Here is a 19,447-nt window from a genome sequence, read left to right on the forward strand (position 1 = left end):
AAACTATTTAGAAAAAACCGGTGCGCGTTCACATGTGATTGTAAGGGCGGATGCGGCGTTGGCTGCGCGTTAACTCACATCGTCCCTTGCCTGAATACCGTGTTTTTTCATCATGGCGCGAAGCTGGTGGTAAGTGACACCCAACAAGCTTGCTGCGCGGCGCTGATTATATTTCGCTTGCAGTAAACCAGCTTCGACTAACTCACGTTCCTGCTGATTCTGCCATTGGCGCAAATCAACCGGTAAAGCAGGAAGGTCGGCGAAATCCGTTTTGATGTCAGCCACTTTATTAGGCTCGCCACGTGACGCAAACGGATTGATGATGATCTTTTCCAGCATCTCTTCACTGCTGTTATGACGATAAACCGAGCGTTCAACCACATTCTTGAGTTCGCGCACGTTTCCCGGCCAGCTATGATCCAACAAGGTTTTGCGCGCTTCATAGGTGAAACCCGGAAACAGCGGTAAGCCCAGTTCCCGACACATCTGTATAGCGAAATGTTCTGCCATGACCAATATATCGCTGCGCCGTTCACGCAGTGGCGGTAGCTGCACCACATCAAAGGCCAAACGATCGAGCAGATCGGCGCGAAATTTTCCTTCCGCCGCCATCACCGGCAAGTCTTCGTTGGTCGCGCATACCAGCCGCACATTGACCTGCAAAGACTGATTGCCGCCTACGCGCTCCAGTTGCCCATATTCAATGACGCGCAACAGCTTTTCCTGCACTAACATCGGCGCTGCGCCTAATTCATCCAGAAAAAGTGTGCCGCCATCAGCGCGCTCAAAGCGGCCAAAATGACGTTTTTGCGCGCCGGTAAAGGCGCCCGCTTCATGACCAAACAGTTCAGAGTCGAGCAAATTTTCATTAAGCGCAGCGCAGTTCAAAGAAATAAACGGACCTTGCCAGCGATCGGAAAGATAGTGTAAGCGGCTGGCGATCAACTCTTTGCCCGTCCCGCGTTCGCCGATGACCAACACCGGCTTTTCCAGCGGTGCCAGCTTTGACACTTGCTCAAGCACCTCCAAAAAGTTGTTGGATTCGCCCAACAGATTATCTCTTTGCTCTGACATGATGAAATTCGCCATCCGTTAATCAAATTGACTACAACGAAGTAGGGTTTAAGTGTAGTGATTTTTTAAAAGTCAGCAATATCAGGATGATAAAAACTGGCACGCATCTTGAATTAGATAATCAGCGCATGACGCACATATGACTTTTAAAGAGGAACATCATTATGGGTATTTTTTCTCGTTTCGCCGATATCGTAAACGCTAACATCAACTCGCTGCTGGAGCGTGCAGAAGATCCGCAGAAACTGGTACGCCTGATGATTCAGGAAATGGAAGACACGTTAGTTGAAGTTCGCTCAACTTCAGCGCGCTCGCTGGCTGAAAAGAAACAGCTGAGCCGTCGTATTGAGCAGGCTGAAATCCAGCAGTCTGAATGGCAGGAAAAAGCTGAGCTGGCGCTGCGTAAAGATAAAGATGATTTGGCCCGTTCTGCGTTAATCGAAAAACAGAAGCTTACCGATTTGATTGCCACCTTAACGCAGGAAATCAGCCTGGTTGAAGAAACGCTGGAGCGTATGAAAGGCGAAATCGGCGAACTGGAGAAAAAACTCAGCGAAACGCGGGTTCGTCAGCAGGCATTGACGCTGCGTCATCAGGCAGCTTCTTCTTCACGTGATGTCCGTCGTCAGCTCGACAGTGGAAAAATCGATGAAGCAATGGCGCGCTTTGAATCTTTTGAGCGCCGCATCGATCACATGGAATCTGAAGCGGAAAGCTACGGTTTTGGTAAGCCTAAAACGCTGGATCAGGAATTTACTGACCTCAAAGCGGATGACGAAATTAGCCAGCAGCTGAATGCGCTGAAAGCCAAAATGAACCGCAGCGAATAAATTCACATAATTGCGAATACTGATTAAGGAGAGTCAATGAGCGCACTTTTTCTTGCCATACCGTTAACGATTTTCGTGTTGTTCGTTGCGCCGATCTGGTTATGGCTGCATTACAGCAACAAACGTAACGGCGGATCGGAGCTGTCGCAGAGTGAAATTCAGCGTTTACAGCTCGTCACCAAAGATGCGCAGCGCATGCGCGACCGCATTGAGGCGCTGGAAGCGATTCTTGATGCGGAGCACCCACACTGGAGGCAGCCATGATGAAAGGTCGTAAGTTGTGGCGCATACCCGATGAGGGAAAGTTAATGGGCGTGTGCGCTGGCTTAGCTGAATACCTCGACATTCCGGTGCGTTTGTTACGGGTCATTGTGGTGTTATCGCTGTTCTTTGGCCTGTTCGTGTTTACTGTTATCGCCTATTTTGTTTTGGGTTTTGTGTTAGACGTAAAACCCGCTGATGCTGCGCCGAACGAACGCCAGCCGAGCGCCAGCGAACTGCTGGATCAGCTAGAAACCGCCTTGCAGCATGACGAGCGCAGCGTGCGGGATATTGAGCGCTACGTCACTTCAGAAACCTTTAGCGTACGTAGCCGCTTTCGTCAGATTTGATTTTCATCTTTCACGGGCCTGTTTCAGGCCCTTTTGCTGACTCCTCGGAGGTGTCGATGTCACTACGTTCATCTGCTTTTCGCCATCGCGCGGCACCCGCGTTGAAGTCGGCGGCTAAATTCATCATTATCAATGCTGTCACCTACGGTCCCGCCGGCGTTACTGGTTGGGCAGTGAAATCCGTAGCGCGTCGTCCTTTACGTCTTCTGCTTTCACTGGCGCTGGAGCCGCTGCTGAAACGCGTGATGAACCGGGCGGCATCGCGCTTCATCAAGGAAAAAGATGAAAAGACTGCAAACTGAATTAACAGCGTTGATGAATCGTGGGGTAGATCGCCATCTGCGTTTAGCGGTAACCGGGTTAAGCCGCAGCGGGAAAACTGCATTCATCACTTCGTTGGTCAATCAACTTCTTAATGTTAACAGCGGCGCACGATTGCCGCTGTTTTCCGTGGTGCGGGATGAGCGCCTGCTGGGCGTAAAGCGCGTTCCGCAGCGTGACATGGGCACGTCACGTTTCACTTACGATGAAGGGCTGGCGCAGCTTTATGGCACACCGCCGTCCTGGCCAACGCCTACGCGCGGCGTCAGCGAGATGCAGTTGGCACTACGTTATCGCCCCCGCGATTCGCTGATGCGTCACTTCAAAGATACCGCCACGCTTTACCTCGAAATAGTCGATTATCCGGGTGAATGGCTGCTCGACCTGCCGATGCTGGCGCAGGATTACACTGACTGGTCACGGCAAATGAATGGCTTGCTGCAGGGCGATCGTGCTGAATGGGCAAAACCCTGGCGCGAAATGTGCCAGCAACTCGATCCTTTCGCGCCTGCTGATGAAAATCGATTGGCCGATATTGCTGCCGCCTGGACCGACTATCTACATCGCTGTAAATCTGAAGGTTTGCACTTCATTCAGCCGGGCCGCTTTGTTTTGCCGGGCGATATGGCGGGTGCGCCTGCGCTGCAATTCTTCCCATGGCCAACCGGCGACGATGCGCAAGCCAGCAAACTGGCGCAGGCCGATAAAGGCAGTAACTTTGCCACGCTACAACAGCGCTTTCATTACTATTGCCAACATGTGGTGAAGGGCTTCTATAAAAATTACTTTCTGCGCTTCGACCGCCAAATAGTGTTAGTCGACTGCCTTCAGCCACTGAACAGCGGGCCGCAGGCGTTTAACGATATGCGTCTGGCGTTGACCCAGCTGATGCAAAGTTTCCATTACGGGCAGCGGACGCTGTTCCGCCGACTCTTTTCCCCGTGATTGATAAGCTGCTGTTCGCCGCCACGAAAGCCGATCACATCACCAGCGATCAGCACGGCAACATGGTTTCACTGTTGCAGCAGTTGGTTCAGGACGCCTGGCAAAATGCCGCCTTTGAAGGCATTAAGATGGATTGCATCGGCCTGGCGTCAGTGCAGGCAACGCAGAGCGGTTTAGTTGATCACCGTGGTGAGAAAATCCCGGCGCTGCGCGGTCATCGACTTGATGATAATGAACCGCTTACCGTGTATCCGGGCGAAGTGCCACCGCGCTTGCCGGGCAATGCTTTTTGGCAGCAGCAGGGTTTTCAGTTTGAGCAATTTCGCCCACAACAACTGGATGTTGATCGTCCGCTGCCTCACATTCGCATGGATGCTGCGCTGGAATTTTTATTGGGAGATAAACTGCGATGAGCGATCCATTAAAACCTCGTATCGATTTTGCTCGCCCGCTGGATGATGCGCGCGAAATGCCGTTGCGTCCCGCGCAGGCATTTGAAAAAGATGCACAAGCCGCCTTTCTTGCCGTGAAAGAGGATGATGTCAACGTCGAAGAAGAGGGTGCAGGTGAGCGAGCAGTTGAGGCGGCACTCAAACCAAAACGCAGTATTTGGCGAAAAATGGTCGGCGCTGGAATCGCTCTTTTTGGCATAAGCGTGGTTGCCCAAGGGGTGCAATGGACGCATGATGCCTGGCTGGAACGCGACTGGTTTTCGCTGGGTAGCGGCGTAGCGGGTGGATTAATCATTGCCGCTGGCGTCGGTGCGTTAGCCAGTGAGTGGCGGCGTTTATATCAGCTACGTCAGCGTGCCGAAGAGCGTGATGTTGGACGTGAATTGCTGTATAGCCATGGCATCGGTCAAGGCCGAGCGTTTTGTGAAAAACTGGCGAAGCAGGCGGAGCTTGATCAGGCGCATCCCGCGTTACAGCGCTGGCAAGCGTCGCTACACGAAACCCATAACGACAGCGAAATTGTGCGCTTGTATGCCCAGCTGGTGCAACCGGTGTTGGATCGTCAGGCGCGTCGTGAAATAAGCCGTCATGCTGCTGAATCAACATTGATGATTGCGGTCAGTCCGCTGGCGTTGGTCGATATGGCCTTTATCGCCTGGCGTAATTTGCGCCTGGTGAACCGCATCGCCGCTATTTACGGCATTGAGCTCGGCTATTTTAGCCGGATCCGTTTGTTCCGCTTAGTCTTACTCAACATGGCGTTTGCTGGCGCTTCTGAACTGGTGCGCGAAGTGGGAATGGATTGGGTATCGCAGGATATTGCGGCAAAGCTTTCAGCACGCGCTGCGCAAGGCATTGGTGCAGGTTTGCTAACAGCGCGGTTGGGTATCAAGGCGATGGAGTTATGCCGTCCGTTGCCGTGGTTGGAAGAAGATAAGCCGCGTTTAGGCGATTTCCGCCGTGAACTTGTTGGGCAACTCAAAGAGGCGCTGCAAAAAAGCAACGCTTAACGTCGCGTTGCTCGACGCGCGCTGAGTTATCGCAGCGCGCATATTACTCATCTCGCCTAAATCCTCGCCACAGACACAAAAACTGTCAACTTTTCCTGACAGATCTCTTTCTGTCACGCGCTAAGTTAGCGTATTATCGCTGAATCTTAACCTGTTTAAGGCCATCGCAATGCGTTTGGAAGTCTTCTGTCAAGACCGCATCGGTTTGACGCGCGAACTGCTTGACCTGTTGGTGGCGCGTAATATTGATCTGCGCGGCATCGAAATCGCGGCCTTGGGCCGTATCTATCTAAATTTCTCAGCGCTGGAATTCGAACAGTTCAGTAATCTTATGGCCGAAATCCGGCGTACACCAGGCGTGACGGATGTGCGCACTGTCACGTACATGCCATCTGAACGCGAGCATCGCGCCTTGAGCGCTTTGCTGGTTGCGATGCCCGAACCGGTGTTTTCTATCGATCTCAAAAGCAAAGTAGAACTGGCTAACCCAGCCGCCCTAAACCTGTTCAATCTCGACGAACAGAAAATGCGTAACTTCAGCGCGGGCAACCTGATCAACGGCTTTAACTTTATGCGTTGGCTGGAGAGCGATCGGGTTGAAGCTCAGGCGCAGCATGTGGTGATTGAAGGGCGTGATTTCCTGATGGAAGCGCGTCCTATTTATCTCACGGCGGAAGAGGGCCAAGGCGATCAGCCGGTGGGCGCAATGGTGATGCTGAAATCCACAGCGCGCATGGGACGCCAGCTGCAAAACCTGATTGTTACCGATGAATCAGAATTCGATCATATCGTTGCTGTTACGCCGAAAATGCGTCAGGTGGTCGATCAGGCGCGCAAGTTAGCGATGCACGATGCGCCGCTGCTGATTGTGGGTGATACCGGCACCGGCAAAGATATGCTGGCGCGTGCCTGCCATCTGCGCAGTGCTCGCGGTAAAATGCCGTTCCTGGCGCTGAACTGTGCCTCATTGCCGGATGAAGTCGCGGAAAGCGAACTTTTTGGCCATGCTGCGGGGGCGTACCCCAATGCGCTGGAAGGCAAAAAGGCTTTTTTGAGCAGGCCAATGGTGGTTCGGTGCTGCTGGATGAAATTGGTGAGATGTCGCCACGTATGCAGACTAAACTGCTGCGTTTCCTCAATGACGGCACTTTCCGCCGCGTTGGGGAAGAGCACGAGGTTCACGTTAACGTTCGGGTGATCTGTGCGACGCAGAAGAATTTAATTGAGTTAGTCCAGCGAGGCGAATTTCGTGAAGACCTGTTTTATCGACTGAATGTATTAACGCTGAATCTGCCGCCGCTGCGCGATCGTCCTCAGGACATATTGCCGCTCACGGAGATGTTTATTGCCCGCTTCGCAGATGAGCAAGGCATTCCGCGTCCTCGGTTGTCGCCACAGTTAGCCCCTTTCTTAATGCGTTACAGCTGGCCGGGCAATGTGCGTCAACTGAAAAATGCGCTCTATCGCGCGCTGACTCAGCTTGAAGGATATGAACTGCGACCGCAGGACATTGTTCTGCCAGAGCAGGCGCTGGATGTGGCGTTGGGCGATGAAGCCATGGAAGGGACGCTGGATCAAATTACCAGTCGTTTCGAGCGCTCCATTTTGACGCGTCTCTACATTTCCTATCCAAGTACGCGCAAGCTGGCTAAACGTTTAGGCGTTTCGCATACGGCTATTGCGAATAAGCTGCGTGAATATGGCTTGGGGCAAAAGCGTACGGAAAGTGAGTAGCCTGTTCTGAATAAGCAGCCACGAATCAAAGGCTGAGAATAAACGTAAAAGCGGATAACCAGGTTATCCGCTTTTTTTATTACTTCAGTACAGCCAGTGCCGCGTCGTAATCAGGCTCATTGGTGATTTCATTCACCAGTTGGCTGTAGATAACATTGTCATTCTCATCCAACACCACCACTGCGCGAGCCGTTAAACCCTGCAGTGCGCCTTCCGCAATTTCGACACCATAATCTTGTTTGAACTCAGTGCCACGCAGAGTAGACAACGTGATGACGTTGTTCAGGTTATCTGCACCGCAGAAACGCGACTGAGCGAAAGGTAAATCAGCTGAAATACACAGCACCACGGTATTGTTCAATTCGCTGGCGAGCTGATTGAATTTGCGTACCGATGTTGCACAAACGCCGGTATCAACGCTTGGGAAAATGTTCAGAACTTTGCGTTTTCCTGCATACTCAGAGAGCGAGACGTTTGCCAGCGTCTTCGCAACCAGCGTAAAAGGCTTGGCGCGCTCGCCCGCTTGTGGGAACTGACCTGCAACCAGCACGGGCTGATCTTTAAAATGAACTGTCTGGGACATAGATGTTCCTTTTTATGATGGAATAATCGCCGGAAAATTTGCGAAAGATGAAATATAGTCATTGTTTATGACATATTTTTTAAGGGTTTACGAGCGCATTCGTTGTACTTCGCTCAGTGCTAAGCCGCAAGCGAGCTGATTAAGGAGAGGTGATGAGAACGGTAAAAAGTTATCCCGAAGCCTGGCCGTTACACACGCCGTTTGTGATTGCACGCGGAAGTCGTACCGAAGCTAAAGTTGTGGTGGTTGAACTGGAAGAAGCCGGTATCAAAGGTGTGGGTGAAGCGACACCTTATGCACGGTACGGTGAAAGCGAACCGTTAGTGTTGGAACAGATCGCCACGCTGCTGCCGCAACTCCAGCAAGGTATGACGCGTGAAGCGTTGCAATTGGCGCTTCCCGCTGGGGCAGCGCGTAACGCCATTGATTGCGCATTGTGGGATCTGGCGGTAAAGCAGCGGCAGCAATCGTTGTTGCAACTCAGCGGCATGACCGCGCCCGATTCGGTCGTCACCGCACAAACTGTCAGTATTGATGCGCCGGAAGCGATGGCCAGTAGCGCGTTGGCCTTATGGCAAAATGGGGCGACGTTGTTAAAAATCAAGCTGGACAACAGCTTCATCACTGAACGGCTAATCGCGATACGTGCCGCGGTGCCGGACGCAACCTTGATCGTTGATGCTAATGAATCATGGCATGCAGAAGGATTGGCGGCGCGTTGTCAGTTATTAGCCGATTTGAATATCGCGATGCTGGAGCAGCCGCTGCCAGCAGGGGAAGATGCCGCGCTGGCGACCTTTATCCATCCGCTGCCGATTTGCGCTGACGAAAGCTGCCACACGCGTGACAGCCTGCCTTCACTGCGTGGTCGCTATGAAATGGTTAACATCAAACTGGATAAAGCAGGCGGGCTAACGGAAGCATTAGCCCTGGCCGATGCCGCCAGCAAAATGGGGTTCGAGGTGATGCTGGGCTGCATGCTTTGTACTTCACGCGCCATTCGTGCAGCGTTACCGTTGGTGTCGAAGGCGCGTTTCGCTGATTTAGACGGTCCAACCTGGCTCGCAGTGGATGTTGAACCGGCACTGAAAGTGCAAAACGGCAGGGTGATTATTGCTGCCAGCGCAGTAACTTAATCATCATGTCAAGGTAGGTTTCCGTGGCTTCATCCACGGAAATCACCGGCATCTCCGCTGTTACGCAGGGCAAACTCAGGTCGTTACACCAGCTGCCAAAGGAGCCCGGCGTGTCATAACCGATGGCGCTCACGCGGGGCAACGCGGTGTGCTGTGCCAGCCATTCACCCACTGCAACCTGATGAGGATCGTCAATGCAGGCCAGCGGTTCATGCCACGACACAATCCAGGCCGGTTTGAGCTGATGAATCAATGCGCACAGCGCCTGCGTTTCGGGTTCCGACGCGGGATGCGTGCCGGTAGATAACCTGACATCGCGATCGTCAGCCACGCTATTCCAGCGGTACACCGTATCGGCCGATTGCCAGTTAGCCGCCGGAAAGTTGCGATTGAGATCGACACCATTGGCATTAGCGCGTAATCCAAGCTGGCATCCATCTGGATTCACTGCCAGCACGACATGATGACGACGGAGATGATCGGGCAAGCTACGCATGGCAGCAGAGAGCGTGGCAATTGTCGCGTTTTCATCGCCATGCGTGCCCGCCAGAATCAAACCACTGTCTGCATCGGCCTGCGGCGCGGGGAACCAAAGCAGCGGTGCGCCCAACACCGATTTGCCATAAAGCTGAAACGGAACGTCCAGTTTGCCTCGCAGCGATCGCGGGTGTAATGACGACATGTTCACTCTCTTTGAAGGGGTTTACCCTAAAAGTAGCTGAAAAGCCTGCGCGGGAAAATAGCTATTTATCAATCAGCAATTTGCGCTAAAGTGCCCGAGGACAAGCTGCGTCAGACAGGGTCTGATGCAGCGCTTCTTTGGGGTAAAGAGGTGATGATGATCAACACGTTTCGCATGACGTTGGCGGCGCTCAGCCTGGCCAGTGTTATCTCGCCCGCGCTGGCGGCCAATGTACCGGCGGGTGCACAACTCGCCGATAAACAAGAAATCGTACGCCATATAAAAGATGAACCCGCTTCGCTCGATCCTGTGAAAGCTGTGGGATTACCTGAAATTCAAGTAATCCGCGACCTGTTTGAAGGTCTCACTAACCAGGACGCACACGGGAAAATCGTGCCGGGCGTGGCGCAAAGCTGGAGCAGCAGCGACAACAAAACCTGGATTTTCACCCTGCGTAACACGGCTCGCTGGTCAAATGGTGAGCCGGTTACTGCGCACGATTTTGTCTACAGCTGGCAGCGGCTGGTCGATCCTAAAAATAGCGCGTCTTTCGCCTGGTTTGCCGGTCTTAGCGGCATTGAAAATGCGACAGCGATCACCAAAGGTGAAATCAGCCCAGACAAACTTGGCGTGACTGCGCTGGATAATCAGCGTTTGAAAGTGACACTGGATCGCCCGGTGCCTTGGTTTCCAAGCCTGGTTGCTAACGTGGCGCTGTTCCCGGTACCACAAAAAGTGATAGAGAAAGAGGGTGAAAGCTGGACATCGCCGGGCAAATTGGTGGGCAATGGCGCGTATCAGCTCAGCGATCGAGTGGTAAATGAAAAAATTGTGCTGACGCGCAATCCGCAATATTGGGATAACGCGCATTCGGTGCTCTCTAAAGTGACGTTTTTACCGATTAACGAGGAATCCAGCGCGACCAAACGCTATCGCTCTAATGACATCGACATCACCGAATCTTTCCCCAAAAACATGTATGCGCTATTGAAGAAAGAATTACCGGGCGAGGTGTATACACCGGATCAACTCGGCACCTATTACTACGCGTTTAATACGCAAAAAGGACCTACGGCGGATGTGCGGGTGCGCAAGGCGCTGTCCTGGAGTATTGATCGCAGCATTATTGCAGAAAAAGTAGTGGGAACCGGCGAAAAACCGGCCTGGCACTTCACGCCAGACGTGACCGCAGGATTCAAACCGCTGGACTCCATTTTACAGCAGCATCCACAAAATGAGCTCAATGCCCAAGCCAAAGCATTACTGGCATCAGCAGGGTATGGACCTGAAAAGCCTTTGCATCTCAAGTTGCTGTATAACACCTCTGAAAGCCACCAAAAGATTGCCATTGCTGTCGCCTCAATGTGGAAAAAGAATCTCGGCGTTGACGTCACGCTGGAAAATCAGGAGTGGAAAACCTATATCGACAGCCGAAACAGCGGTAATTTTGATGTGATTCGCGCTTCGTGGGTGGGTGATTACAATGAGCCGTCAACTTTTCTTAGCCTGCTAACATCTGGCAACACTAGCAACATCGCACGCTTTAAAAATGAGGATTACGATGCGGTGATGGCAAAGGCCAGCAGTGAAACCAGCGAACAAGCCCGCAACGTCGATTACAATCGTGCAGAGCAAATCCTTGCCGATCAGGCCCCCATTGCACCCATTTATCAATATACCAATGGCCGTTTAATCAAGCCGTGGGTGAAAGGTTATCCCATCACCAACCCCGAAGATGTGGCCTATAGCCGCGAACTCTGGATAGAAAAACAGTGATCCTGCCGCGGCCTGTGAACAGGCCGCGTTCTGACATTTTTACTCACAGCCAGAAGATTGCATCTGTTTGCTGCCACGCTAGACTGTATCGTATTGATTTTGGTAGTGAGGCTCCATCGTGGATGTGATTGAAGGCAAAGCGTTACAAGTTTCAGATGCCATTATTGCTTGTCAGCTTGACGGTAAAGGTGGCCAGATTGCCATCGAAGATAAAGATATTATTCACTGCGAGAAGCCGTGTTGGCTCCATCTAAATTACACCCATCGCCAAAGTGCCGAGTGGTTGCAATCTACGCCGCTGCTGCCTGATTCAGTGCGCGATGCGCTGGCGGGAGACAGTATGCGTCCGCGCGTTAGCCGGTTGGGTGACGGGTTCATGATTGTGCTGCGTAGCGTCAACCACAACAGTGATTCACGGCCAGACCAGTTGGTTGCTATGCGGATGTTTATCAACGATAAGTTGATCGTCTCAACCCGTCGCCGCAAAGTGTACGCAGTAGATGAGGTGCTGACCGATCTGCAGAATGGTAATGGTCCGGTGGATTGCGGTAGCTGGCTGATAGATATCTGCGACACCTTAACCGATCACGCCAGTGAATTTATCGAAGAGCTGCACGATAAAATTATCGAGATGGAAGATGCACTGCTTGATCAACGCATTCCCGCACGGGGCGAATTGGGCTTACTGCGTAAACAACTGATCGTCATGCGGCGCTATATGGCACCGCAGCGTGATGTTTATGCACGCCTCGCCAGTGAAAAATTACCCTGGATGGATGATACCGAACGCCGTCGCATGCAGGAAATTTCAGATCGTTTAGGGCGCGGCCTGGATGATTTAGATGCGGGTGTTGCGCGTACTGCGGTGCTGGCAGATGAACTCGCGTCAGTGATGGCGGAATCGATGAACCGTCGGACTTACACCATGTCATTAATGGCGATGATTTTCTTGCCCGCGACCTTCCTGACTGGCTTGTTTGGCGTCAATTTAGGCGGCATTCCCGGTGGCGAATGGCGCTACGGTTTCAGCGTTTTTTGCTTTCTGTTGGTGGTATTAGCCTTGGGTGTCGCGGGCTACCTCAAACGGCGACGCTGGCTTTAAAAATTGCTTAAAAGGGTTATCAGCATGTTATAGAGACGTTTTTATCGGACTGATGATGGAGAAAGGGCGATAAAAACTGATCGATATCAATAACGGCGAACGCCGATTGACGCAAACTCTCTTCCGCAGGTGAATGCAACGTCAAGCGATGGGCGTTGCGCTCCATATTGTCTTACTTCCTTTTTAGAATTATTGCATAGCACATTATAATTCGAATCATGCCGGCCTTATCCGCCGGCTTTTTTTGCCCGCCTGGCTCAGCCGCACATTCTTTCCTATGCTTAAGTACATACGATAAGTACAGACGAAAAATACATTCGAAAAGTGTCCACGCAACAGAAGGAGAACGGCATGAACGCGATTATTGCCAGCGAACCGATTCCAACTGACCCAACGCCAATCCCCGAGCCGTTTCCACAACCTCAGCCGCAACCCGATCCACCCAACCCTGACTTTCCGCCGGTTATGGATCCGCCGCCGCACAGATAAAAAGGGCGCGCTGTTATGCAGCGCGCCCTCTCTGTTTCTACGTTGAATTTTACTTAATCTGTAGCACATCCAGTCGCGTACTCAGGACTGGCGACTCTTCCTCTTCCGCGCGCCAGCCAATCGGCTGCACCGGTAAGGTTTCCCGGTCAAACGCTAAATCGCCACCATCCACCACGGCATCGCCGTGTTTGATGCCTTTGAAGTCAAACAAATTGATATCAGCCATATGCGATGGCACCACGTTTTGCATTGCGCTGAACAGGGTTTCAATACGACCGGGATAACGTTTATCCCAATCGCGCAGCATATCTGCTACGACCTGACGCTGCAGGTTCGGCTGTGAACCACACAGGTTGCAAGGGATGATCGGATACTGGCGCGCCTCAGAGAAACGAATAATATCTTTTTCACGACAGTAGGCCAGCGGGCGAATAACGATGTGTTTGCCGTCATCGCTCATGAGCTTTGGCGGCATTCCTTTCATTTTTCCGCCGTAGAACATGTTCAGGAACATCGTCTGCAAAATGTCATCACGATGATGGCCTAATGCGATCTTAGTGCAACCCAACTCACTCGCGGTACGATAAAGGATGCCACGACGCAAGCGAGAACACAGCGAGCAGGTCGTTTTGCCTTCAGGGATTTTATCTTTGACGATGGAATAGGTATCTTCCTCGACAATTTTGTACTCAACGCCCTGTGATTCCAGATATTCCGGCAGGATGTGGCCCGGAAAACCGGGCTGTTTCTGATCGAGATTCACCGCCACCAGGCTGAAATTGACCGGTGCACTTTTCTGCAAGTTACGCAAAATTTCGAGCATGGTGTAGCTGTCTTTGCCGCCGGAAAGGCAAACCATGATGCGATCGCCTTCTTCAATCATATTGAAATCAGCAATGGCAGAACCGACATCACGGCGCAGGCGCTTCTGCAGCTTATTAAGGTTGTACTGTGCTTTCTTTGTATCTTCTTGACTTTGTTGCATTTAATTATTGCCTGACATTGAGGTGAGCACCCGATAAACGCGCTGCGTCAGCACGTGACCCGGTCACTAAATAGAGCGACATCGACTATGCACAGTATGGTACGGATTGCGGCGATGAAAGCCAGCATGATTTTAGCGTAAGCCGCCGTGTTCACCGACAGGCTTGTCAGGTCCTCCTTGCGATAAGTTGCGCCCTTTATGCTCTGTAATTAAACGCTATTAAGGCTTTGAACGAACCGACAAAGCCTTAACGCGATCAGTTTACATTTGCCCGCTGTTGCAAAATTTTTACAGCCTCTGCCGCCTCGCGTCCCAGCTCAGCCAGATCGACGCCGGGAATCACATCATCTTCGACAATCACTTTTCCCTGGCAGAGCAACATTTTCAATGCCGCGCGTCCGCCACACGCCACTGGCCCGATAGCACTATCATGCAGGCCAAAATAGCGCGGATCGTCAAGTCGATAGACAGCGATGTCAGCCGCCATCCCCGGGCGAAGTTCCCCCGTATCCAATCCTAATATTTGCGCACCGCCAGACGTTCCCCAACGCACCACATCTTCAATCGTGGCGGCATCGCCGCCGCCTTCAAAGGTTCCGCCCGCGTAACGCGGTTTCGCCAGCATCCCTTTACGTGCGCGCTGTAATTGCCATGCTGCATGGGTTTCGCTTTGCATATCTGCGGCTTCATTAGAGGCGGCACCATCCACGCCAATGGAAATTTTCACACCCGCTTGCTCCAGCCCAATTAAATCAGCGATACCGCTACCAAGCCGCGCATTGCTTTGCGGGCAGTGAGCAATACCTGAGCGCGATGCACCAAGCAGCGCAATCTCGTCAGGCAGCAATTTGACCAGATGAGCAAACCAGACATCCTCACCAATCCAGTCATGTTCGGCGCAAAACTGCAAAGGCGTCATGCCAAATTTTGCTTTTGCCGCATCCAGATAATCGACAGTCTCTGAGAGATGGCTGTGTAAACCAATGCCAAGTTTTCGCGCCAGGCTGGCGCTTTCACGCAATTCTTGCGGCGTAGTTGAATGCAATGTCGTTGTGGGTGCCATAACCACGCGGCGCATGGCATGTTGGCTCGGTTGATGATAGCGCTGAACCAGCCGTTCGACGTCCTCCATCCATCGATCAAATTTTTCAGGCCGTAAGGCTGTCGGTAAGCTGCTCTCGAGTCCACGACTTTGGGTGGCGCCGCCCCGGCATAAAACAAAACGCACGCCTAATTTCTGCGCTTCATCAAACAGAATCTCAGCGCCATCAAACGGCATATCGGGCCAATAAAGATAGTGGTGATCGGCAATCGTGGTGCAACCAGAACGCACCAGTTCAATTAAACCCACACGCGTCGCCACGCGAAAGGTCTGCTCATCGAAAGCGCCACGAAAACGGTAGGGCGTGGCAGCCAGCCACGCGCCCAGACTCTGATTCAACCCTTGCGGCTCACCTTTTAGTAGAGATTGAAACAGATGGTGATGGGTATTTACCCAGCCGGGATAGACAACACAATCTCGGGCGTCGACCAGCCTCTCTCCCTGTTGGCATGTCAGGCTTCCCATTTCAGTGATAATGCCTTGCCGGATGCGAATATCACTTGCAGTGCTGCGCGGCTGTTGGCGGTTTCCCGTGAGAATCGCATGGCAATTTTTGATCAGTAGCGCGTCCATTCTTTCTCCTTACAGGGCAGGCTGCGGGTAAAACTGGGTCGTAAACGCGCTCTGCCAGTTAACAGATTTATTCAGCAGGCCAGCGTTAACCATAAAATCTCGTGTTGCCTGCCAGCGTGCAGGTGTCATGGCGCCAATTCCTTGCTTAGCCGCATCGCCGCCCTCAATGAGATGTAATGTTTTGAGCTGTCCAACGCCAAAGGCCAGCACGGCATCGGTCATTTGTGGATTCTCTTTTTTATCAGGGCATTACCGGGTTTAGGATCGCTAAGATAAGATTTCCATCCTTCCATTGATGCGGCAACAAAGCGTTTCATGACCTCCGGTTTTTCTGCCAGCAGATCGTCACGCGTGACCAGAATGCCGCCATAAGCGGGGTAGCCGTAATCGGCAAAAAGATAGAATTTACTGTCCGGTTGAACGGCTTTGATCTGCTGAACTTCTGAAGTGGCATACGCCTGCTGCGACGTATTTTTATCGGCGAGAAAAGGCTGCATGTTGAAGGTATAAGGGCGAACCTGAGCGTCGCTGAGCTGATATTTGCTTTTCAACCATGGCCACCAGCTGGCTTGACCGCTGGCAGAAACTAATACGGTTTTGCCTTTCAAACCCGCCAAAGAATCAACATCGCTGTGGGTGATAATGCCTTGTGGATCAAACTGGAAGGGCGCGGCAATCGCTTTCAGGGGAAAGTTTTTCGCAATGCCCTGTAGTACCTGAAGGTCATAGCTGATGATGACATCTGCACGCTTTGCCAGCAGCAGCGTCATGTTATTAAGTTGCGGTCCACCAGAACGCACCTCAACATCAAGGCCATATTTTTTATAAATTCCGGTGGCAACAGCCTGGTAATAACCCCCTTGTTCTGCTTGCGCAACCCAGGTTGTTTGTAGAACCAGTTTGTCTGCGGCGTGAGAGAGGGCGCTAGCACTCATCGCGAAGGTGAAAAGAGATAAACGGAATAACGACATTGACATTGTAACCCCCAATTCAAGCATGAAAATGCCATCAGGGGATGAGTGGCTAAGCGTTGTGCTCGCGATGCTTATCATCGCCCCCTGACGAGGTACAGCCGAAGCTGCAGAGCAATGTCCCACATGGATTCTGCTGCCATGTTGACCGCTTATACTCTGAATTTTTTTGCAAGCCACATGCCAGCTACAAAACGGCGAGTTTATCTCAATGATTATGAAAGTGATTTTAAAAAAACAGAAAAATCCACTGAGGAGCAGAGTCGCCATTAAGCACGCTAATGGCGCAAAAGGTGCAGAAATGCACATTCTTAGTGCATAAGCAGCGCTTTTGGGCAGCCCAAAAATATCAACGAACTGATTAATAAAGAATTTATGAAGTGGCACAGCACTTGCTTGATGACCAGAGAGTAGAAGCTGTCAGCCGATATCATTCTCGGTGGGTCATTGCTCAATCACGTAGTTGTGAAGTGAGGCTTTGACCCGTCGCTCAGGCGTGGGTCATTCGTTGAAAATCGTTAACGAGGTAGACCAATGACCAATACATCAGCTTATGCATTACATGAGTTATCAAAAGAGTCACGGATGGGTGCGCGAGGCGTGGAAGCAGCACGCGAAGTGCGCATTATCGACCTGACCGATTTTGACCAGCGCAAAGAGGAAATAGCCGATCAGGTATGGCAAGCCGCCACCGATATCGGTTTCTTTCAGGTTTCCGGTCATGGTATTGCTGTTGAAGAGATCAATTCAGCTTTCGCGAATGCAGAGCAATTCTTCGCATTACCCGAAGCCGATAAAGCTCGTCATCCTTTGCGACGTAACGCAGGGTGGGAATATCGCTCGCAAATACGCCCCTCAACCGGTAAACCCGATCAAAAAGAGTCTTATCAGATTACCCGGCCACGTATGGAAGGGCTGTGGCCTGACGATGTCACGTTGCCGGGCTTCAAACAGCGCGCGCTGACGTTTGAACGCCAATGCTGGGAAGTGGGAATGAAATTATTATCCTGCTTCGCCATTAAGCTGGGCATGCCTGAAACGTTCTTTACTCAAGCGCATGATCCGTCGCGTGAGACGTATCAAAGCACCTTACGCATGCTGCACTATTTTGCCATTAGTGGCGAACCGGATGGCCCGTGGCGTGCGGGTGCGCATACTGATTTCGATTGTCTGACGCTGCTTTTTCAACGTGATGGACAAGGTGGGCTTCAGGTCTGTCCAGGCAAAGAGATGGATGAACAAGTCTGGACGCCGATTGAACCGTCAGAAGGGCTGATCACCTGTAATATTGGCGATATGCTAATGCGCTGGAGCGATGACAAACTGCCGTCTAACTTTCATCGGGTCAGTAATCCATTGCCGGGCGAATCGGTTCCAGCTCGCTACAGTCTGGCCTTTTTTGCCAGGCCAATGAAGATGTCATCATTGAAGGCCCGGAGAAAAAGTATCCTGCCATCTCTGCAAAAGAGTATCTGGCGCAGCGGATCAGCGCGAACTTCTCAGGTAAGTATTGATTAACAAGAATGCCCGGTCACGCCGGGCATTTCTCGCCATGACGCTTGCGCTTAACTTGATCGCCAAACTTAGGTCGAGCCCGCCATAGCCAATATCCGATACCCAACAATTACCGCCAATGATCCAGACCGATTTATCAACCAGCGCATCGACTGTGTCACAGAGCGCAACCGCAACAGGAGGGGAGTGATTTAACTGCTTTTTAAGCTGAATCATTACCGCTCGGCACTGACTGATTGTGACGTTGTCACTCAAAAGTATTTGATGAATCTCAGGCAGTAACGCTTCGCTGTGCTGATTCAGCAAGCGCAAAGCACGCTGGCGTTGATGATCAACGCTTAACCGAAAGCCGAAGTTAAACACCGCGTTCTCTTCTGAGTGGTGGTAATAGCTCACGCAGGGGTATCTCATTTTAATGAGATTCAAATCAGTTCAAGCGACTGCACCCCTTTGATTTCCATGACTTTCTCATAAAGATGCGCATCTTTGGCTTTGTGTGACAACGTCACATGGACGCTAAGTTCACACAAGCCCGTTTCTGGATTGCGATTTACCACAGCAATATGTCCATAGCGAATGCCTTCACGCTGTAACACCAATAACACCAGCGGCACGCTTTTCGCTTTAAGGAACACCACAATGGTATGATGTTTGCCTATCAGTAGATGGCTCAGACGGCGGAAGACTTCCAGCACCACTAAAGCTAAAACCGTGCCGTAAATGCCGATTTCATACATGCCGCTACCAATCACTAAACCGATTGCGGCGGTCACCCAAAGTCCGGCGGCGGTGGTTAAGCCCTTAACTACCTGCTTTTGGATGAGGATAGTACCGGCACCCAAAAAGCCCATGCCGCTAACGACTTGCGCAGCGATACGACTGGGATCCAGAGAAACATGTTGATCGTTGAGCATATCGGCGAAGCCATATTTCGATACCAGCATAAACATCGCGCTGCCTATCGCCACTAAGATATGGGTGCGCAAGCCCGCTTCTTTGGCCCGCATCTGGCGTTCCATCCCAATTAATCCACCTAACACGCCGGCAAGGGCGATGCGGATTAGCATATCCGTTAACATGGCTTTTCTCCGAAATATCAGAACCGTTTTTAATCTGTCAAACCAGGCATGGCGCTAAACAAGATAATTCTGCTTGTAAAGCTAGCCAGGAAATTTTGTAAAAAGCTGTTTCACCTCTCGACCCCTTGCGCTGCCTGACATATGCTGACTCCGCCACTAACCTCAATTCCCGGAGTTTGACTGATGAAAGCTGCCACCCTTCTGCTGGCCGGCGCCGCTTTGTTGCTATCCGCCTGTAGCAGCAACAGTGATGACAATGAACCGCCACAACAAGCTACCGCCGCCCATATCCAACCCCACGTTGTGATGTCTTCTTTAGCCGAGAGTAATTGTGCGGGTGCCGGTGGAACATTGGCGTTTTCGCATCAGTTAGATGGTTCACGCGTGGGGATGTGCCAGTTGGTTAATGGCCGCCGCTGTGATGAACAAGCGTTGATTGGCGGACGCTGCGCACGTTAACGTAGAGGGCCGGCTAAA

17 protein-coding genes and 4 pseudogenes are annotated in these 19,447 nt (G+C 51.7%); 13 read left to right on the plus strand and 8 right to left on the minus strand.

The genetic code is table 11. The annotated features are described in order from the left end of the window. Positions 1 to 69 precede the first annotated feature (69 nt). A complete protein-coding gene (pspF, locus tag KQP84_RS12200; RefSeq protein WP_215846737.1) occupies positions 70 to 1,074 on the minus strand; it encodes a phage shock protein operon transcriptional activator in 1,005 nt (334 codons plus the stop codon). A gap of 164 nt (positions 1,075 to 1,238) precedes the next feature. Between pspF and pspA the strand changes: the two genes are divergently transcribed. The 7 genes and pseudogenes from pspA (at position 1,239) to tyrR (ending at position 6,977) form a co-directional block, all read left to right on the plus strand. Continuing rightward, positions 1,239 to 1,904, plus strand: coding sequence for a phage shock protein PspA (gene pspA, locus KQP84_RS12205; protein ID WP_215846738.1), 666 nt, complete (start codon positions 1,239 to 1,241; stop codon positions 1,902 to 1,904). A 36-nt stretch (positions 1,905 to 1,940) separates the two neighbouring features. Then, the gene (gene pspB, locus KQP84_RS12210) at positions 1,941 to 2,168 is read left to right on the plus strand and encodes an envelope stress response membrane protein PspB (protein ID WP_215846739.1); all 228 of its coding nucleotides are present in this window, start codon (positions 1,941 to 1,943) and stop codon (positions 2,166 to 2,168) included. Then, complete coding sequence (gene pspC, locus KQP84_RS12215) at positions 2,165 to 2,515, plus strand: envelope stress response membrane protein PspC (protein WP_215846740.1); 351 nt, start codon at positions 2,165 to 2,167, stop codon at positions 2,513 to 2,515. Before pspB ends, pspC begins: the two co-directional genes overlap by 4 nt. 56 nt (positions 2,516 to 2,571) lie before the next feature. Then, positions 2,572 to 2,817, plus strand: a complete 246-nt coding sequence (gene pspD / locus KQP84_RS12220) for a phage shock protein PspD (RefSeq protein WP_215846741.1) — start codon at positions 2,572 to 2,574, stop codon at positions 2,815 to 2,817. After that, positions 2,798 to 4,194, plus strand: a pseudogene (locus KQP84_RS12225) (YcjX family GTP-binding protein). Before pspD ends, KQP84_RS12225 begins: the two are co-directional and overlap by 20 nt. Continuing rightward, a complete protein-coding gene (locus KQP84_RS12230) occupies positions 4,191 to 5,243 on the plus strand; it encodes a YcjF family protein (RefSeq protein ID WP_215846742.1) in 1,053 nt (350 codons plus the stop codon). The pseudogene KQP84_RS12225 and the gene KQP84_RS12230 overlap by 4 nt, the downstream one beginning before the upstream one ends. A gap of 169 nt (positions 5,244 to 5,412) precedes the next feature. Next, positions 5,413 to 6,977, plus strand: a pseudogene (gene tyrR, locus KQP84_RS12235) (transcriptional regulator TyrR). 79 nt (positions 6,978 to 7,056) lie between these two features. Here the strand turns inward: tyrR and tpx are convergent. After that, positions 7,057 to 7,560: a thiol peroxidase gene (gene tpx, locus KQP84_RS12240; RefSeq protein ID WP_215846743.1), complete on the minus strand. Its 504-nt coding sequence runs from the start codon at positions 7,558 to 7,560 to the stop codon at positions 7,057 to 7,059. Between the two features lie 152 nt (positions 7,561 to 7,712). Between tpx and ycjG the strand changes: the two genes are divergently transcribed. Further along, positions 7,713 to 8,696, plus strand: a complete 984-nt coding sequence (gene ycjG, locus KQP84_RS12245) for an L-Ala-D/L-Glu epimerase (protein ID WP_215846744.1) — start codon at positions 7,713 to 7,715, stop codon at positions 8,694 to 8,696. On the opposite strand, the gene mpaA is transcribed toward ycjG, so the two are convergent. After that, a complete protein-coding gene (gene mpaA, locus KQP84_RS12250; RefSeq protein WP_215846745.1) occupies positions 8,671 to 9,378 on the minus strand; it encodes a murein tripeptide amidase MpaA in 708 nt (235 codons plus the stop codon). The genes ycjG and mpaA overlap by 26 nt on opposite strands. A gap of 156 nt (positions 9,379 to 9,534) precedes the next feature. On the opposite strand from mpaA, the gene KQP84_RS12255 reads away from it, so the two are divergent. From KQP84_RS12255 to ynaL, 3 genes are all read left to right on the plus strand, one after another. Beyond that, positions 9,535 to 11,154 (plus strand): peptide ABC transporter substrate-binding protein, encoded by a 1,620-nt coding sequence (locus tag KQP84_RS12255; RefSeq protein ID WP_215848276.1) that lies wholly within the window; start codon positions 9,535 to 9,537, stop codon positions 11,152 to 11,154. Positions 11,155 to 11,272: 118 nt separating this feature from the next. After that, the gene (zntB, locus tag KQP84_RS12260) at positions 11,273 to 12,256 is read left to right on the plus strand and encodes a zinc transporter ZntB (protein ID WP_215846746.1); all 984 of its coding nucleotides are present in this window, start codon (positions 11,273 to 11,275) and stop codon (positions 12,254 to 12,256) included. Between the two features lie 351 nt (positions 12,257 to 12,607). After that, positions 12,608 to 12,745 carry a proline-rich small protein YnaL gene (gene ynaL / locus KQP84_RS12265; RefSeq protein ID WP_215846747.1) on the plus strand — a complete coding sequence of 46 codons (138 nt, stop codon included), beginning with the start codon at positions 12,608 to 12,610 and terminating at the stop codon, positions 12,743 to 12,745. A 49-nt stretch (positions 12,746 to 12,794) separates the two neighbouring features. On the opposite strand, the gene ttcA is transcribed toward ynaL, so the two are convergent. The 3 genes and pseudogenes from ttcA to KQP84_RS12280 form a co-directional block, all read right to left on the minus strand. Further along, positions 12,795 to 13,730, minus strand: coding sequence for a tRNA 2-thiocytidine(32) synthetase TtcA (ttcA, locus tag KQP84_RS12270; RefSeq protein WP_215846748.1), 936 nt, complete (start codon positions 13,728 to 13,730; stop codon positions 12,795 to 12,797). 256 nt (positions 13,731 to 13,986) lie between these two features. After that, positions 13,987 to 15,405, minus strand: coding sequence for an amidohydrolase family protein (locus tag KQP84_RS12275; protein WP_215846749.1), 1,419 nt, complete (start codon positions 15,403 to 15,405; stop codon positions 13,987 to 13,989). A gap of 9 nt (positions 15,406 to 15,414) precedes the next feature. Then, positions 15,415 to 16,376 (minus strand): annotated as a pseudogene (locus KQP84_RS12280) (ABC transporter substrate-binding protein). A 534-nt stretch (positions 16,377 to 16,910) separates the two neighbouring features. Between KQP84_RS12280 and KQP84_RS12285 the strand changes: the two are divergent. Then, positions 16,911 to 17,890, plus strand: a pseudogene (locus KQP84_RS12285) (isopenicillin N synthase family dioxygenase). Here KQP84_RS12285 and KQP84_RS12290 read toward each other — a convergent pair. Together KQP84_RS12290 and KQP84_RS12295 are read right to left on the minus strand one after the other, a co-directional pair. Further along, positions 17,862 to 18,287 carry a thiamine pyrophosphate-dependent enzyme gene (locus KQP84_RS12290; protein ID WP_215846750.1) on the minus strand — a complete coding sequence of 142 codons (426 nt, stop codon included), beginning with the start codon at positions 18,285 to 18,287 and terminating at the stop codon, positions 17,862 to 17,864. The pseudogene KQP84_RS12285 and the gene KQP84_RS12290 overlap by 29 nt on opposite strands. Positions 18,288 to 18,313: 26 nt before the next feature. Continuing rightward, the gene (locus KQP84_RS12295) at positions 18,314 to 18,970 is read right to left on the minus strand and encodes an MgtC/SapB family protein (protein WP_215846751.1); all 657 of its coding nucleotides are present in this window, start codon (positions 18,968 to 18,970) and stop codon (positions 18,314 to 18,316) included. A gap of 183 nt (positions 18,971 to 19,153) precedes the next feature. On the opposite strand from KQP84_RS12295, the gene KQP84_RS12300 reads away from it, so the two are divergent. Then, the gene (locus tag KQP84_RS12300) at positions 19,154 to 19,429 is read left to right on the plus strand and encodes a putative hemolysin (RefSeq protein WP_215846752.1); all 276 of its coding nucleotides are present in this window, start codon (positions 19,154 to 19,156) and stop codon (positions 19,427 to 19,429) included. Positions 19,430 to 19,447: the final 18 nt, after the last annotated feature.

The sequence above is a fragment of the Candidatus Pantoea bituminis genome (genome assembly GCF_018842675.1).
Classification (GTDB): Bacteria; Pseudomonadota; Gammaproteobacteria; order Enterobacterales; family Enterobacteriaceae; genus Pantoea; species Pantoea phytostimulans.

Coding starts and splice junctions, on each gene's coding strand:
- KQP84_RS12275 (WP_215846749.1), bottom strand. CDS start 15,405: ATGGACGCGCTACTGATCAAAAATTGCCATGCGATTCTCACGGGAAAC.
- pspB (WP_215846739.1), top strand. CDS start 1,941: ATGAGCGCACTTTTTCTTGCCATACCGTTAACGATTTTCGTGTTGTTC.
- ttcA (WP_215846748.1), bottom strand. CDS start 13,730: ATGCAACAAAGTCAAGAAGATACAAAGAAAGCACAGTACAACCTTAAT.
- mpaA (WP_215846745.1), bottom strand. CDS start 9,378: ATGTCGTCATTACACCCGCGATCGCTGCGAGGCAAACTGGACGTTCCG.
- pspA (WP_215846738.1), top strand. CDS start 1,239: ATGGGTATTTTTTCTCGTTTCGCCGATATCGTAAACGCTAACATCAAC.
- ynaL (WP_215846747.1), top strand. CDS start 12,608: ATGAACGCGATTATTGCCAGCGAACCGATTCCAACTGACCCAACGCCA.
- KQP84_RS12295 (WP_215846751.1), bottom strand. CDS start 18,970: ATGTTAACGGATATGCTAATCCGCATCGCCCTTGCCGGCGTGTTAGGT.
- tpx (WP_215846743.1), bottom strand. CDS start 7,560: ATGTCCCAGACAGTTCATTTTAAAGATCAGCCCGTGCTGGTTGCAGGT.
- ycjG (WP_215846744.1), top strand. CDS start 7,713: ATGAGAACGGTAAAAAGTTATCCCGAAGCCTGGCCGTTACACACGCCG.
- pspC (WP_215846740.1), top strand. CDS start 2,165: ATGATGAAAGGTCGTAAGTTGTGGCGCATACCCGATGAGGGAAAGTTA.
- KQP84_RS12255 (WP_215848276.1), top strand. CDS start 9,535: ATGATCAACACGTTTCGCATGACGTTGGCGGCGCTCAGCCTGGCCAGT.
- KQP84_RS12300 (WP_215846752.1), top strand. CDS start 19,154: ATGAAAGCTGCCACCCTTCTGCTGGCCGGCGCCGCTTTGTTGCTATCC.
- pspF (WP_215846737.1), bottom strand. CDS start 1,074: ATGTCAGAGCAAAGAGATAATCTGTTGGGCGAATCCAACAACTTTTTG.
- pspD (WP_215846741.1), top strand. CDS start 2,572: ATGTCACTACGTTCATCTGCTTTTCGCCATCGCGCGGCACCCGCGTTG.
- KQP84_RS12230 (WP_215846742.1), top strand. CDS start 4,191: ATGAGCGATCCATTAAAACCTCGTATCGATTTTGCTCGCCCGCTGGAT.